The following is a 12520-nucleotide window of genomic DNA, read 5'->3' on the forward strand; positions in this document are numbered from 1 at the left end:
GTGCCCACCCCCCATCGCGCCCCCACGCCCCGCCTGCACACCTCACGCCGCACCCTGCTCGGCTTCATCGGCGCCTCGCTCGTCGCAGGTCCCGTCATCGCCTCGCAGACGGCGGGCGCCGCGCCCACCGCCAAGGCGGGCGGACTCGACGATCCGGCGAAGAAGGAGATCGCCATGCAGATCGTGTGCAGCGCCGAGAACTCCGACCTCAAGTGGAAGGACTACTACCGCTACTGCGAGGACATAGACGACGGCCGCGGCTACACCGCCGGGATCATCGGCTTCTGCTCGGGCACCGGCGACATGCTCGACCTCGTCGAGCTCTACACCCAGCGCAAGCCGAACAACGTCCTCGCCAAGTACCTGCCCGCGCTGCGCGAGGTGGACGGCACCGACTCCCACGAGGGTCTCGACCCCAACTTCAAGCGCGACTGGGAGAAGGCCGCCCAGGACTCCGAGTTCCAGAAGGCGCAGAACGACGAGCGTGACCGCGTCTACTTCAACCCGGCCATCAAGCAGGGCAAGGCGGACGGCATCGGGGTCCTCGGGCAGTTCGCGTACTACGACGCGATCGTCATGCACGGCAACGGCGGCGACAGCACCAGCTTCGCCAACATCCGCAAGCGCGCCCTGCGTTCGGCCAAGACACCGGCCCAGGGCGGCGACGAGGTCACCTACCTCAACGCCTATCTGGACGCGCGCGTCTGGGCGATGAAGCAGGAAGAGGCACACGAGGACACCAGCCGCGTCGACACGGCCCAGCGGGTGTTCCTGAAGAAGGGCAACCTGAACCTGAACACGCCGCTGGAGTGGAAGGTGTACGGAGACCCGTACCGCATCGGCTGAGCCGTCCGCCATCCGCCGTCCGCATCGGCGCGGGCACCCCGCCGTCCCGGCACCCCGCCTCCCCGGCACCTGGTGCTCGCGCCGATGTAGCAGCGCTTACGAGTCGCGTGAAGAATTCCTCGCTGGTGCCGGACGGTGCGGCCGTCCGATGCTTGCCCAATGATCGGAATGAACGCGGTCCTCGGCGTCGCAGTGGTCTCCCTCGGCATGGTGCTCACCCCTGGGCCCAACATGATGTACCTCGTCTCGCGGAGCATCACCCAGGGCCGGCGCGCCGGGGCGGTGTCCCTGGCGGGGGTGGCCGTCGGCTTCCTCATCTACCTGACGGCGGCCAACCTCGGCCTGTCCGTGGTCTTCCTGGCGGTGCCCCAGCTGTACCTGGCCGTGAAGCTGGCGGGTGCCGGATATCTGGCGTGGCTGGCCTGGAAGGCCCTGAAGCCGGGCGGCACTTCGGTCTTCAGCCATCAGGAGCTCGCCCCCGACTCGCCGTGGCGGCTGTTCACCATGGGAGTCCTCACGAACCTCCTGAACCCGAAGATCGCCATCATGTACGTCTCACTGATCCCGCAGTTCATCGACCCGACGGCCGGCCACACCCTGGCACAGGGTTTCGCGCTCGGCGGCATACAGATCTCCATCAGCCTCGGGGTGAACCTCGCCATCGTCATGGCGGCGGGCACGATCGCGGTGTTCCTGGCCCGCCGCCCGTCGTGGCTCCGCGCCCAGCGCTACGTGATGGGAACGGTCCTCGGCGCCCTCGCGATCAAACTCGCGACGGACCGGACACCGGCCGCGGCAGCCTGAGACGACGGTGGGCGTATCGCCGGAGATTGCAGGAAAGTCCCACGGAAAGCGCCCGGGGCGGGCCTGAGGCGGGACTTCTGTGCATTCGGCCCCCACCCGACCCGACCGATACCCCGCCCGTCACACCGAAGGCGGCCGGCGGCCTGCGGGCATGACAGTCAGGGCCGCCAGGGCCGCTGCCACTGCGCCGACCGTCATGACCGCAGTGGTGGAAGCGGCGTCCACGACCATGCCGCCCGCCAGCGCGCCGAGCGAGATCGTCGCCTGGAACGACGCGGTGAACAGCACGGACGCCGCCTCGGGCGCGTGCGGCGCCGCGGTCACGAACCATGTCTGCGAGCAGACCGGCACCGCCCCGTACGCGATGCCCCAGAGCAGGAGCAGCGCGAGCGCGCCCGGCTCCCCCGTGCCGAGGGCGGGCAGCAGCAGGGTCGCGGTGGCGAGCAGACCGGCGGCCGTGGCGAAGGTGGCGCGCGGCGCGCGTCGCGCCCAGGCTCCGGCGAGGAAGTTGCCGAGGACGCCCGCGGCTCCGTAGGCCAGCAGGAACAGGGTGATCGTCCGGGGGCCCGCCTGGGTCACCTCCGCCAGGAACGGGGTGACGTACGTGTACGTGCCGAAGTGGGCCGTCACGATGAGGAAGGTCGCGGTGACGCCGACCCGGACGCGGGGGGTGCCGAGCAGGGAGCGCAGTACCGCGAGCTGGGTGACGTGCTGTGCGGGCAGGGGTGGCACGGTCACCACAAGCGCGGCAAGAACGGCCAGCGTCAGGACGCCCATGACAACGAACACGGCGTGCCAGCCCGCGAGTTGACCGAGCAGCGTACCGGCGGGCACGCCCAGCACGGAGCCGAGCGGTACGGCGGAGAAGATCACGGCGGTCGCCCGGCCCGTCTGTGCCTCGGGGACGAGCCGGGAGGCGAGGCCCGCGCCGATGGACCAGAAGGCGCCGATGACGAGTCCGACCAGGACCCGGGAGACCATCATCAGCCAGTAGGCGGGCGCGAGTGCGGCGAGGAAGTTCGCGAGGGCGAGCACCAGGATCAGGGCGCAGAGCATGCGGCGCCGGTCGACGCGTCCGGTCGTGACCGTCACGGTCGGTGCGGCGACGGCGGCGATGATGCCGGGCAGGGTCATCATGAGGCCGGCCGTGCCGTCCGAGATGCCGAAGCTCTCGCCGATGGGGGTCAGCAGGCCGATCGGCAGGATCTCGGTGGTGACGATGGAGAAGATCCCCAGCATCACGGCGATGACGGCCGGCCACCCGCCCCTGCCTGGGCGGGCGGAGGTGGCCTCGGCGGACGCGGGTGACGTGGTGGGTGCGGGCATGCTGCCGAGTTCAGCAGCGCCGCCGGGTCCCGGTCTGGCACGTATCCGACCTCAACGTGCCGCGGCGAGAGTGACGCCGGATTTCCGCGCGGCACCCCGTCGGCGACTCGGCTCAGTGCGTGACGCCGGAAGTCGGCCCTGCCGCGCGGGAGTTCACGAGGCGTGCGGCGGGGCCGACCATCATTCCGACTGGAGAGCAACTTTCTCGATGCGGGCGGCGTCACGCACGTGACGTCAGTGGGCCCCAGCCGGGGAAGACCCTTCGTGCACCCTCTGTTCAGCGATTTCTCCCCCCGGCTCCATCGGATTGGTCACGTCGTCGTCCTCACCGCGCTTGCCGATGTGGTTGAAGACGAGGTTGAGCAGCACGGCCGCGACACAGCCCGTGGAGATGCCCGAGTCGAGGATGATCTTCGCGGTCTCCGGGAACGCGTGGTAGAACTCCGGGGCCGCGATCGGGATGAGGCCGACGGCCAGCGAGACGGCCACGATCAGGACGTTGTTGTCGCGCTCCAGGTTCGCCTTGACCAGCGTCTGGATGCCGCTCGCCGCGACCGAACCGAAGAGGACGACACCCGCGCCGCCGAGCACCGGACGCGGTACGACGGCGATGAGCGAGGCGGCCATCGGGCACAGGCCCATCAGGACCAGGAAGCCGCCGCCCACGGCGACGACGTACCGGCTGCGGATCTTCGTCATCGCGACGAGGCCGATGTTCTGCGCGAACGCGCTGCACATGAAGCCGTTGAAGAGCGGGCTGATCGCCGAGCCGAGGGTGTCGGCACGCAGACCGGCCGCGATGGTCTTCTCGTCGGCGGGACGGTCCACGATCTCACCGAGCGCCAGCATGTCCGCGGTGGACTCGGTCATCGAGACGACCATGACGACGCAGAGGGAGACGATCGCCGCCGCCGCGAACTGCGGTGCGCCGAAGTGGAACGGCGTCGGGAAGCCGATGACGTCCGCGTCGCCGATCGGGCTGAAGTCCGTGGCGTCGAAGGGGATCGCGATGACCGTGCCGATGACGAGGCCGAGGAGCACGGCGATCTGCTTGACGAAGCCGGTGGTGAACCGGCGAAGGAGCAGCACGATCACGAGGGTGATGCCCGCGAGACCGAGGTTCTTCATCGAGCCGTAGTCGTCGGCGCCCGGCACGGGGCCCTGCGCCCAGCCGAAGGCGACGGGCATGAGCGAGATGCCGATGAGCGTGATGACCGTGCCGGTCACCACCGGCGGGAAGAAGCGGACCAGCTTCGAGAAGAACGGCGCCGCGATGAAGCCGAGTACACCCGCGACGATGACCGCGCCGAAGATGATCGGGAGCGCGTCGTCCTTGTTGTCGGTCGATTCGACGACCGCGATCATGGGGGCGACGCCGGCGAAGGTGACGCCGTTGACGAAGGGCAGGCGGGCGCCGATCTTCCAGATGCCGAGCGTCTGGAGGAAGGTGGCGAGGCCCGCGGTGAACAGACACGCGCCGGTCAGGAAGGTGAGTTCCTTCGCGGAGAGGCCGATCGCCGCACCGACGATGAGCGGCGGGGCGACGACGCCCGCGTACATGGCCGCCACGTGCTGGAGGCCGGTCGTCGCCATCTTGAGCGGTGGAAGCTTCTGGTCGACGGGATGTATCTCAGGTGTCCCTGATATGGCGCTCTCGCCGTCGACTTCGGATGGGTCTGGGGTGGTGCCTGGGGTGGTGCCTTGCTTGGTGAACCTGGGCTGAGTGGCCACTGTGGCTCCTCCGGTTGTTTTCCAGTACGGGCGGTGCCGGCACTTTTCGCTTCTGGGAGGTGGTGCGTGATGCAAGGACTTGCTCGGTATGAAGTTGTGGTGGTGCGCCCAGGTAGTACTGACCGCCCCGGGAACGTGAAGCTTTGGGCCACGTTCCGGGGCGGCACTTGAGCAACCCGCTCGGCTGCTCAAGTCCGGTCAGGGGCCGTCCCCCCTGACCGGAGTTCTTGGGGTCAGGCCTCGGCGGCGATCCGCGCGAGGCGCTGCGCCTCGTCCCGCGCGGAGCGGGCGATGGCGTCCTCGTCGACGTGCAGCAGACGACCGTCCTCGACGATCGGCTTGCCGTTGACGAGGGAGAGCGTGACCGGGGCCGCCGCGCCGAAGACGATGGCGGTCACCGGGTCGGCGATCGAGGAGTGCCCGATGCCGTCGATCTTCCAGAGGACCAGGTCGGCGAGCTTGCCCGGTTCGAGCGACCCGATCTGCGTGGAGCGGCCCAGGACCTGGGCGCCGCCGAAGGTGCCAAGACGCAGCGCCTGACGTGCGTTCAGGGCGGCCTCGCGGTGCGCGCCGAGGCGGTTGATGAGGAGCGCGTTGCGCAGCTCGGTGTGGAGTTCACCGGACTCGTTGGACGCGGTGCCGTCGACACCGAGACCGACCGGGACGCCGGCCTTCAGCATGTCCGGTACGCGGGCGATGCCTGCCGCCAGACGCGCGTTGGAGGACGGGCAGTGGGCAACTCCCGTACCGGTACGGGCGAATGCCGCGATGTCGGAGTCGTTCATGTGGACGCAGTGCGCCATCCACACGTCGTCACCGAGCCAGCCCGTCGACTCGAAGTAGTCGGTCGGGCCCATGCCGAACAGCTCCTTGCAGAACTGCTCCTCCTCGACGGTCTCACTGCCGTGGGTGTGCAGGCGTACGCCCTTGGCGCGCGCCAACTCGGCGCCCTGCTTCATGAGTTCGGTGGAGACCGAGAACGGCGAGCAGGGGGCGACGGCGACCTGGGTCATCGCGTCGAAGGAGGCGTCGTGGTGCTTGTCGACGGTCTCGGCGGTCGCGGCGAGCGCGCCTTCGAGGGTCTCGACGGCGAAGTCCGGCGGCAGGCCGCCGTCCTTGACGCTGCGGTCCATGGAGCCGCGGGCGAGGGTGAAGCGGACACCCATGTCGCTCGCGGCGCCGATGATGGCGCCGGACAGGTCGCCCGAGTTCTTCGGGAAGACGTAGTGGTGGTCCATCGCGGTGGTGACACCGCCGCGGGCCATCATGCCGAGCGAGCCCTGGGCCGCGGCCTTCACCATCTGCTCGTCGATGCGCGCCCACGTGGGGTAGAGCGCGACGAGCCAGTTGAAGAGGTTGTGGTCGGTGGCCAGGCCACGGGTGATCCACTGGTAGAAGTGGTGGTGCGTGTTGACCAGGCCGGGGGTCACCAGGTGACCGGTGCCGTCGACACGGCGTACGACGTTCTGAAGGCCTTCGGGGGCCTTCCCCGCGCCGATGGACTCGATCTTGTTGCCCGCGACGACGACGTATCCCGATGCGTACTCGGTGTCGTCGGCGTCGACGGTCGCGATCGCACAGTTCTCGATGATGATGCGCTGCAGGTCTGCCGGTGCTGCCATGGTGCTTCTTCCTTCTCTTGATTGTGGCAATGGGGGTCCCCCTGCTCCTTAAGAGCTTGGGGGAGGGCACGGCATGACCCTAGGAAGATTTGAGTGCCGCGGCCGCGGGGCTGCGGGTGCCGAGATGGTTGAAGAACAGGTTGAGCAGGACCGCGGTCAGCGCTCCCGCACTGATTCCGGAGCCCAGGACGGTCTGCGCCCAGGCCGGGAATTCGGCGTAGAAGGTGGGCGCGGCGAGCGGGATGATGCCCGCTCCGAGCGCGACGGCCACCAGGATGATGTTGGAGCTGTCGTCCAGGCCCGCCTCGGAGAGCGTACGGATGCCGCTCACCGCGATGGAGCCGAAGAGGACGATGCCCGCGCCGCCGAGCACCGGCATGGGGACCACGTTGACGACGGCTCCGAGTACGGGGAAGGCCCCGAGCACGATGAGCGCGCCACCGGCGACGGCCACGACATAGCGGCTGCGTACACGTGTCAGGGAGACGACACCGACGTTCTGTGCGAAGGCGGAGGTCGGGAAGCCGCCGAAGACGGGGCCCACCAGCGTGGCGATGCCGTCGGTGCGCAGACCGCGGGTGATGGTCTTCCCGTCGGTCTCGCGGTCGCAGATCTCGCCGAGGGCGAGCATGCCGGCCGCCGACTCGGTCATCAGGACCAGCATGACGATGCAGAGCGAGAGGATCGCGGCGGGCTGGAAGGTGGGGGCACCGGCGGCGAACGGCGTCGGCAGCGCGGCGAGCGGAGCGCTCTGTACGGAGGTGAAGTCGGCCATGCCGAACGGGATCGCGGCGAGCGTTCCGATGAACATGCCTGCCAGCAGGGCGACTTGCTTGAGGAAGCCTCGTCCGAAGCGCTGGAAGAGCAGGATCACGACGAGGGTGAAGGCGGCGAGCGCCAGGTACTTCATGTCGCCGAACGTCGGGTCGGTGTCGTCCCCGCCCTGCGCCCACTTCACGGGCACGGGCATCAGCGTGACGCCGATGAGGGTGATGACGACCCCGGTGACCAGGGGCGGGAAGAAACGCAGCAGCCTGCCGAAGAACGGGCCGATGGCGAGGCAGAAGACGCCCGCGACCATCACCGCGCCGTAGATGGCCGGGAGTTGGTCGCCTTTGGCGTTGGTCTCGGCGATGGCGAGGATGGGCGCGATGCCGGCCGACGAGGCGGCGTTGACGAAGGGGAGCCGGTTGCCGGCGAATCCCTTGACGCCGAGCGTCTGGAGGATGGTGGCGAGTCCGGCGATCAGCAGACCCGCCGCGATGAGCCGGGTCTGGGCCACGGTGTCCAGGCCGCAGGCCTGCCCGATGATCAGCGGCGGAGTGACGACGCCCGCGTACATGGCGGCGATGTGCTGGAGCGCGGCGGGGACCAGCCGCGAGGGGTGAAGCTTCTCGTCCACCGGGTGACAGGCGGGAGTTGACTCTCCGCCGGCTATGTCCGATGGGGTGGAACACGGACCTTTGGAAGGCCCTCCTGCAGGCTGTGCCATTGCTGCTGTTCCCTCCGGTGTGGCGCGCCCCCGTCCGCTGCGGACGGGCGGGGGCGCGCGTCCCGCGTCAGAGGTTGGTCATGTCGACCGGGATCTTCGGCTGGACGCCGTCCCTGAGAACCGTGGCCTCGATCAGGCCGTAGGGGCGGTCCGCCGCGAAGTAGACCTCGTTGTCGTTCTTCAGCCCGAAGGGCTCGAGGTCCACCAGGAAGTGGTGGTTGTTCGGCAGCGAGAAGCGGATCTCGTCGATCTCGCTCCGGCTGTTGATGACGCGCGAACCCATTTGGTAGAGGGTCTGCTGCAGCGAGAGGGAGTACGTCTCGGCGAAGGCCTGCAGGATGTGCTTCTTGGCCTGCTCGTACGACTTCTCCCAGTTGGGCATCCGGTCGGCGTCGCTGGTCCAGTTGTAACGCCAGGCGGCGGAGACGTCGGTGCACAGGATGCGGTCGTACGCCTCCTTCAGCGTCGTGTACTTGTCCTTGACGTAGCCCCAGAACTCCGAGTTGGTGGAGTTCATGACCGTGAGGTCCTTGAGCCCGGAGATGATCTCCCAGTTCTCGCCGTCGAAGGTGATCTGCGTCGTGCGCAGCTCCTGGCCCTTGCGGGCGAAGGAGTGGTTCACCTCGTCCGAGCCGATGAACTTGGAGTTGTTGTCCGAGGTCGCGATGCGCTCCCAGGAGTACTCCTGGATGCGGATCCGCGCGACCTTGATCGGCTCCTGCGTCGTCACGAAGTGACGGGCGAGGTGGATGCCGAACTGCTCGGCGGACTCGATGCCGTACTCCTTGGCGAACGCGAACACCGTGTTCTTGGTGGTGTCCGTCGGCAGGACGTTGGCGTTCGAGCCGGAGTAGTGCACGTCGTCCATGTCGCCGGAGAGCGCGACCGAGACGTTCAGGTCCTTGATGTGGTGGGTGTCGCCGTCCCGCGTGATCTTGACGACGCGGTTCTCTGCTTTGCCGTACTGGTTCTGGCCGAGAATCGTGGGCATGTCTGCTAGCTCCCTCGGTAAACGGAGTAGCCGAACGGGTTGAGCAGCAGCGGTACGTGATAGTGCTCGCCCGGCGTGACGGCGAACGTGATCGCCACCTCCGGGAAGAACGCACCGCTGTCCCTTACGCGGGGGGCGTCCTGCTGCGCCTCGGCTTGCTTCTTTGAGAAGTAGGTCTCGACCTCGAAGTCGAGTCGTACGTGGGTCGTGCCCTCCGGCAGGGCCGGGAGGTCCTTGCAGCGCCCGTCCGCGTCGGTCGCGGAGCCGCCGAGCGCCACCCACTCGGCGTCACGGCCGCTGCGGGCCGTGAGCGAGATGGCGACGCCCTCGGCGGGGCGGCCGACGCTGGTGTCCAGGATGTGCGTGGACACCGAGGCGGTGGTGTCAGTGCTCATCAGTCCTTGTCCTCTTCTACGAGACGGGTCAGCCGGATTCGGTTGATCTTCCCGAGTTCGGTGCGCACGTTGCCGCGCTCCTCCTCGGCGGTGTTGCCGATCCGGGTCTTCACCGCATCGCGCATCTGCTCACCGGTCGCGCCGGTGGCGCAGATCAGAAAGACGTGACCGAACTTCTCCTGGTAGGCCAGGTTCAGTTCGAGCATCTCTGCCTTGAGCTCTTCGGAGGCCCCCGCCATGCCGCGCTGTTCACGCGACGACGTGGGGTCCCCGGGCTTCGGGCGGCCGATCGGCGGGTGCCCGGCCATCGCCTCGGCCAGATCCTCGTCGGTCAGCTCGGCCGTGGCGGCGTCACTGGCGGCGAAGAGTGCTTCGACGGTGGGGTACGGGCGCTGGGAAAGCAGCTTGCTTCCCCAGGCCGATGAGGCGCAGGCCTCTTGGAGGGCGGCGGTGGCCGCACTCTCCGGCAAGGCGTTGAACCGGGCAAGGCCCGGCGTCGAGCTCGAAGTCACGGGTGCCTCCGTGGCCATAGGGCCTTGTGCTGGACGGGCTGCGGATAGCTAACGCCAGGCGAAACACCACGTCAACACTTTGTTGAAAACTTCGAGTAACAAAGGCCGCCGTCCGGTTAACGGACGGCGGCCTTCAGGGGTGCTCTGACCTGCGACGTCAGGTGGAGCGGTTGAGATAGTTGTACACGGTGAAGCGGGAGACGCCGAGCGCGCCGGCCACCGTCTCCACCCCGTGCCGCACGGCGAAGGCGCCTCGCGCCTCGAGTATCCGTACGACCTCCTGCTTGGCCTTGCGGTCCAGCTCCGACAGGGGCACGCCGCGCTTGCGCTCCAGGGCCAGCAGGATGTGGTCCAGGGAGTCCGCGAGCTGCGGAAGCCGCACGGCGAGCACGTCCTGCCCCTCCCAGGCGAGGACGACGTCGTCGGCGCCCGCCTCGTCGGGGGGCACGATCTCGCCGCCCATGGCGTCCACGAGCGGCTTGACGGCGGCCACGAAGGGGCCGTGATCGCCTCTGGCACCGGTCATTCGATGGCCTCCCCCGACTCTCCGAGCACGTTCACCTGGAGCGAGACGCGCGTCGCGCCCGCTTCCAGGGCCTTGCGCAGCAGCGCGTCGACGGCGGTCAGGACCTCGTCCGCGCCGCCTTCCGCGGTGTTGCCGAAGGGGCCGACGTCCACGGCGTCGAGCTCGGCCCCCTGGATGACGTCACGGGCCACCACCGCATGGGCGGGCGCCTCGTCCAGGTCGAAGGGTTCGGTCGTGAACTCCACTCTCAATCGCACGCGCACAACCTAACGCCGCGTGGTGATTTTCCGGCAGCCCCCTCTTGACAAGGGCGGATCCTCGACGGCAATCTTCCATCAGACAGAAATTAACTTCCGCAATACGGAAGGAGCGCGGAAGCCCCATGGGATACTCCGACCAGCGCTTCAATGTGAACCTGTCGATCCTCTTCACGGAACTCCCGCTCCTGGAGCGCCCCGCGGCTGCCGCCGCGGCGGGCTTCACGGCGGTCGAGCTGTGGTGGCCCTGGGTCGACGCCCCCACCCCCGAGCAGTCCGAGCTCGATGCCCTCAGGGCCGCGATCACGGACGCCGGCGTACAGCTGGTGGGCCTGAACTTCTACGCCGGGCAGCTGCCCGGACCGGACCGCGGCGCCCTGTCGATTCCGGGTGAGGAGAGCGAGAAGTTCCGCGCGAACCTCTCGGTGGCGGCGGACTTCGCCCAGTCCCTCGGCTGCAAGGCGCTCAACGCGCTGTACGGCAACCGGGTGGAGGGCGTGGACCCCGCGGTCCAGGACGAACTCGCCCTGGAGAACCTGGCGGCGGCGGCCCGCGAAGCCGACCGCGTCGGCGCGATCCTGCTGATCGAGGCCCTCAACAAGCCCGAGTCGCCGCGCTGCCCGATCGTCAGCGCACCCGCGGCGATCGCCGTGGTGGACAAGGTGAACTCGGCCACCGGGCTCGGCAACGCCAAGTTCCTCATGGACCTGTACCACCTGTCCATGAACGGTGAGGACCTGCCGGCCGTCATCGATCAGTACGTGGCCCAGACCGGGCACGTGCAGATCGCCGACAACCCCGGCCGTGGGGCCCCGGGCACGGGGTCGCTGCCGCTGGAGGAGCTGCTGGACCAGCTCCGCAAGGCCGGATACGAGGGATACGTGGGCCTTGAGTACAAGGCGGGCGATCGTCCCAGCGCCGAGGCGTTCGGCTGGCTGCCTGCTGCGGACTAGGCCGCCGCTTCGCGGCGGATGTCTCCCACCCGCCCACCCGGCGCCCCGCACCCGATTCGTCGACGTAGACAAGCTTTAGAAAGGCTCCACCATGAGCAACCTTCCCAAGATCGCGTGGATCGGACTCGGCATCATGGGGTCCCCCATGTCCGAGAACCTGATCAAGGCTGGTTACTCCGTCACCGGCTTCACCCTTGAGCAGGACAAGCTGGACCGCCTCGCCGCGGCCGGCGGCTCCGTCGCCAAGTCGATCGCCGAGGCCGTCAAGGACGCCGACGTCATCGTCACGATGGTGCCCGCGTCCCCGCAGGTCGAGGCCATCGCGTACGGCGAGAACGGCATCCTGGAGAACGCGAAGTCCGGCGCGCTGATCGTCGACATGTCGTCGATCACCCCGCAGACCTCCGTGGACCTGGCCAAGGCCGCCAAGGAGAAGGGCATCCGCGTCCTGGACGCCCCCGTGTCGGGTGGCGAGGCCGGTGCCATCGAGGCCGTGCTCTCCATCATGGTCGGCGGCGAGCAGGCCGACTTCGACGAGGCCAAGCCCCTCCTCGACGCCCTCGGCAAGACCATCGTGCTGTGCGGTCCGCACGGCTCGGGTCAGACCGTGAAGGCCGCCAACCAGCTCATCGTCGCCGTGAACATCCAGGCGTGCGCCGAGGCCGTCGTCTTCCTGGAGAAGTCCGGGGTGGACCTGACCGCCGCCCTCGACGTCCTGAACGGGGGGCTTGCGGGCTCGACCGTCCTGACCCGCAAGAAGGACAACTTCCTCAACCGCGACTTCAAGCCCGGCTTCCGGATCGACCTGCACCACAAGGACATGGGCATCGTCACCGACGCCGCCCGCAATGTCGGTGCGTCGCTCCCGGTCGGTGCCGTGGTGGCCCAGCTCGTCGCCTCGCTGCGCACGCAGGGTGACGGCGGCCTCGACCACTCCGCGCTGCTTCGCGGCGTGGAGCGCCTCTCGGGCGCCGAGCTCTAAGAGCTCCTCAAAACTTCCGGGTCGCGGCGGCGCTGACACCTGTCCTGTCGCGCCCAGGCGTCGCCGCGGCCCGGAACCCAAGC

13 protein-coding genes are annotated in these 12520 nt (G+C 68.6%); 4 read left to right on the forward strand and 9 right to left on the reverse strand.

The window, feature by feature from the left end; all coding sequences use genetic code 11:
* Together AB0E78_RS29990 and AB0E78_RS29995 are read left to right on the forward strand one after the other, a co-directional pair.
* Entirely contained in the window at window positions 1-846 is an 846-nt protein-coding gene (locus AB0E78_RS29990) for a chitosanase (RefSeq protein WP_361838854.1), read from the forward strand.
* Window positions 847-1005: 159 nt separating this feature from the next.
* Entirely contained in the window at window positions 1006-1650 is a 645-nt protein-coding gene (locus AB0E78_RS29995) for a LysE family translocator (RefSeq protein WP_361838857.1), read from the forward strand.
* Between the two features lie 120 nt (window positions 1651-1770).
* On the opposite strand, the gene AB0E78_RS30000 is transcribed toward AB0E78_RS29995, so the two are convergent.
* From AB0E78_RS30000 to AB0E78_RS30040, 9 genes are all read right to left on the reverse strand, one after another.
* Entirely contained in the window at window positions 1771-2976 is a 1206-nt protein-coding gene (locus tag AB0E78_RS30000) for an MFS transporter (RefSeq protein WP_361838859.1), read from the reverse strand.
* A gap of 234 nt (window positions 2977-3210) precedes the next feature.
* Window positions 3211-4569, reverse strand: coding sequence for a nucleobase:cation symporter-2 family protein (locus AB0E78_RS30005; RefSeq protein WP_361838862.1), 1359 nt, complete (start codon window positions 4567-4569; stop codon window positions 3211-3213).
* Between the two features lie 371 nt (window positions 4570-4940).
* Window positions 4941-6329: an 8-oxoguanine deaminase gene (locus AB0E78_RS30010; protein ID WP_361838864.1), complete on the reverse strand. Its 1389-nt coding sequence runs from the start codon at window positions 6327-6329 to the stop codon at window positions 4941-4943.
* Window positions 6330-6408: 79 nt separating this feature from the next.
* The gene (locus AB0E78_RS30015) at window positions 6409-7821 is read right to left on the reverse strand and encodes a nucleobase:cation symporter-2 family protein (protein WP_361838867.1); all 1413 of its coding nucleotides are present in this window, start codon (window positions 7819-7821) and stop codon (window positions 6409-6411) included.
* A 67-nt stretch (window positions 7822-7888) separates the two neighbouring features.
* On the reverse strand, window positions 7889-8812 hold the full coding sequence (pucL, locus tag AB0E78_RS30020; protein ID WP_361838868.1) for a factor-independent urate hydroxylase: 924 nt from the start codon (window positions 8810-8812) through the stop codon (window positions 7889-7891).
* 5 nt (window positions 8813-8817) lie between these two features.
* Entirely contained in the window at window positions 8818-9207 is a 390-nt protein-coding gene (gene uraH / locus AB0E78_RS30025) for a hydroxyisourate hydrolase (RefSeq protein WP_160507956.1), read from the reverse strand.
* Window positions 9207-9719: a 2-oxo-4-hydroxy-4-carboxy-5-ureidoimidazoline decarboxylase gene (uraD, locus tag AB0E78_RS30030; RefSeq protein ID WP_361838871.1), complete on the reverse strand. Its 513-nt coding sequence runs from the start codon at window positions 9717-9719 to the stop codon at window positions 9207-9209. Before uraD ends, uraH begins: the two co-directional genes overlap by 1 nt.
* A 157-nt stretch (window positions 9720-9876) precedes the next feature.
* Window positions 9877-10245, reverse strand: coding sequence for a helix-turn-helix domain-containing protein (locus AB0E78_RS30035; RefSeq protein WP_361838873.1), 369 nt, complete (start codon window positions 10243-10245; stop codon window positions 9877-9879).
* A complete protein-coding gene (locus AB0E78_RS30040) occupies window positions 10242-10502 on the reverse strand; it encodes a hypothetical protein (RefSeq protein ID WP_249586930.1) in 261 nt (86 codons plus the stop codon). Before AB0E78_RS30040 ends, AB0E78_RS30035 begins: the two co-directional genes overlap by 4 nt.
* Before the next feature lie 125 nt (window positions 10503-10627).
* Here AB0E78_RS30040 and AB0E78_RS30045 point away from each other — a divergent pair, with 125 nt between their 5' ends.
* Entirely contained in the window at window positions 10628-11455 is an 828-nt protein-coding gene (locus AB0E78_RS30045) for a TIM barrel protein (RefSeq protein WP_361838875.1), read from the forward strand.
* 91 nt (window positions 11456-11546) lie between these two features.
* The gene (locus AB0E78_RS30050; RefSeq protein ID WP_361838878.1) at window positions 11547-12437 is read left to right on the forward strand and encodes a 2-hydroxy-3-oxopropionate reductase; all 891 of its coding nucleotides are present in this window, start codon (window positions 11547-11549) and stop codon (window positions 12435-12437) included.
* The last annotated feature ends 83 nt before the right edge of the window (window positions 12438-12520 follow it).

It is taken from the genome of Streptomyces sp. NPDC032198, from assembly GCF_040636975.1.
Taxonomy (GTDB): Bacteria; Actinomycetota; Actinomycetes; order Streptomycetales; family Streptomycetaceae; genus Streptomyces.

Excerpts from the sequence above, each read along its gene's own strand:
- AB0E78_RS29995 (WP_361838857.1), top strand. The coding sequence starts at position 1,006 with ATGATCGGAATGAACGCGGTCCTCGGCGTCGCAGTGGTCTCCCTCGGC.
- AB0E78_RS30000 (WP_361838859.1), bottom strand. The coding sequence starts at position 2,976 with ATGCCCGCACCCACCACGTCACCCGCGTCCGCCGAGGCCACCTCCGCC.
- AB0E78_RS30005 (WP_361838862.1), bottom strand. The coding sequence starts at position 4,569 with ATGGCGACGACCGGCCTCCAGCACGTGGCGGCCATGTACGCGGGCGTC.
- AB0E78_RS30010 (WP_361838864.1), bottom strand. The coding sequence starts at position 6,329 with ATGGCAGCACCGGCAGACCTGCAGCGCATCATCATCGAGAACTGTGCG.
- AB0E78_RS30015 (WP_361838867.1), bottom strand. The coding sequence starts at position 7,821 with ATGGCACAGCCTGCAGGAGGGCCTTCCAAAGGTCCGTGTTCCACCCCA.
- pucL (WP_361838868.1), bottom strand. The coding sequence starts at position 8,812 with ATGCCCACGATTCTCGGCCAGAACCAGTACGGCAAAGCAGAGAACCGC.
- uraH (WP_160507956.1), bottom strand. The coding sequence starts at position 9,207 with ATGAGCACTGACACCACCGCCTCGGTGTCCACGCACATCCTGGACACC.
- AB0E78_RS30035 (WP_361838873.1), bottom strand. The coding sequence starts at position 10,245 with ATGACCGGTGCCAGAGGCGATCACGGCCCCTTCGTGGCCGCCGTCAAG.
- AB0E78_RS30045 (WP_361838875.1), top strand. The coding sequence starts at position 10,628 with ATGGGATACTCCGACCAGCGCTTCAATGTGAACCTGTCGATCCTCTTC.
- AB0E78_RS30050 (WP_361838878.1), top strand. The coding sequence starts at position 11,547 with ATGAGCAACCTTCCCAAGATCGCGTGGATCGGACTCGGCATCATGGGG.